This is a genomic window from Anaerolineales bacterium, assembly GCA_022866145.1.
GTDB lineage: Bacteria > Chloroflexota > Anaerolineae > Anaerolineales > E44-bin32 > PFL42.
In genome coordinates this window covers 1-1,653 of record JALHUE010000205.1, presented here as the reverse complement: position 1 = coordinate 1,653, position 1,653 = coordinate 1, and the positions used below count along the sequence as shown (strand labels likewise).

Sequence of the window (1,653 nt, the reverse complement as noted above, 5' to 3'; positions counted from 1 at the left end):
CCGAGGGCCCATGGTGCGGAAGACGGGCGCGCCGCGTCGCCGAAGGCCGACGCCTCCCGCCGGTTCTCTCCCGGCCAGGCGGACGTGCCTCTTCGTTCCCGGCTCAGAGTCAAGAGGATTGGCGGTGGGCCGCTCTTCATGGCGGCCTTCCTGCACGAATCCGGCGACCAGTCCGTCAAGGCAGTATGCGTCTTCCCGCGAGATGCCGAACGCGGCCATCCCACAGCCCACACCCTGGCCACCGGCTTCGATCCTCGTACCGGCATTTCGGGGAGGGGGCGGATCGATGTCGGACCGCTGACGCCTCTGGGCACCGGCGCGGCATCGGGCGCAACTACTGCCAGGCTGGCGCGGCCGGACTCGGTCATCCCGTGGGTCTTCGGGAGCGGGCCTCAGCCGCACGGTCCCGGCCGAGGCGGTCTGGTCGTTGGCCCGATGCGCGCGGTGTGCATCTTCAGCCTCGACGACGGAGGCTATGGATCGCGGCTCCAAGATCGAAACCCAGATGCCATGGGCGTCTCGGCCCGGAGGGCTTCGGCGCAGATGAAGATGCGATCGAGTGAGCAGAGTAGTCGACGGCCGAGAAACCTGGCTGGCGGGTGGCGCTGTTTGAGCGGGGGGATAGACGGGGCGGTTGCCGGCATCTCGTCGGGAAGGGAAGATGCCCCGGCCGTGCGGGCCGCCGAGCCGATGGTTGATCCGGCGCATGCCGCGAAAAGTCCTACTCTACAATCACAGCCATACGCCGCGCTCATCGGTTCCGGTCCGATGCAGTAGCTGCTGCGAGCGGCGGATCCTCCGGTTCAGGAAACCACGGCCGGTTGGCCGTTGCGGGATAGAGGGTTCGTTGGGCTGCGAGAAGGAGCACTATTCTGTCTCGATGAAGATCGGTGGCATGCAACTGTTCCCTGAAGCCCAAGGTGCGTCCGCCGCTCTAGCGGCCGTTGTCACCCCTGGAATTTCGCGGCGGGCTCAAGTCCGCGAGGGGATTGGCGCGGGGGCCTTGCATCCGCCCATCTTCCTCGTCGAATGCCTGTGGGGCACTTGATGGAGTCGAGCATTGGCGGTGTGCGCTGGAGTTGGTTCTCGCGGTTCGCGTGGACGGTCCTGGTCTTCAATCTGGCGGAAGTCCTATGGGGTGCTCTGGTGCGCCTCACAGGCTCGGGCGCCGGATGCGGCGGCCGCTGGCCGCTCTGCAACGGGGAGGTCCTTCTCAGCGAGGCGGTCCAAGCCACGCGGATCGAATGCGTCCATCGAATCCTCATCGGTCTGACCCTCATCCTCGTCTCCGCACTCTGGGTCTGCGCGCTACGGCGGTTCCCGCGAGCCCATCCTTCCCGCCGGTGGGCCTGTGGAGCGCTGGCGCTGATCCTAGTGGAACCCGTTGTCGGCGCCGGCCCGGTCATCCTAAGTAGGGTGGGGGGAGTGGACGCATTCAGTGCCGGTGCCGCCAGCGTCGGGTTGCTTGTGATCATCAGCTATGCCTTGGTGGGCTCGTTGGCCATGGTCGCCTGGCATGGCGGAAGCACGCTGCGGGAGGGGGTGCCGCCTTCGGTGCCTGTGCTGATCGCCGGGGGTTTCATCCTCGGGATGATCGCGGTTGGCATGTCGGGCGCGGTGACGGCGCTCGGCGATACGATGTCACCCGCAGGG

General features: G+C 67.1%; 2 protein-coding genes. Both read left to right on the top strand.

Features of this window, described 5'->3' with window-relative positions:
* The coding region (locus MUO23_06475; GenBank protein MCJ7512601.1) for a hypothetical protein at nt 1–777 on the top strand (777 nt) is incomplete at its 5' end.
* 270 nt (nt 778–1,047) lie between these two features.
* The coding region (locus tag MUO23_06470) for a hypothetical protein (GenBank protein MCJ7512600.1) at nt 1,048–1,653 on the top strand (606 nt) is incomplete at its 3' end.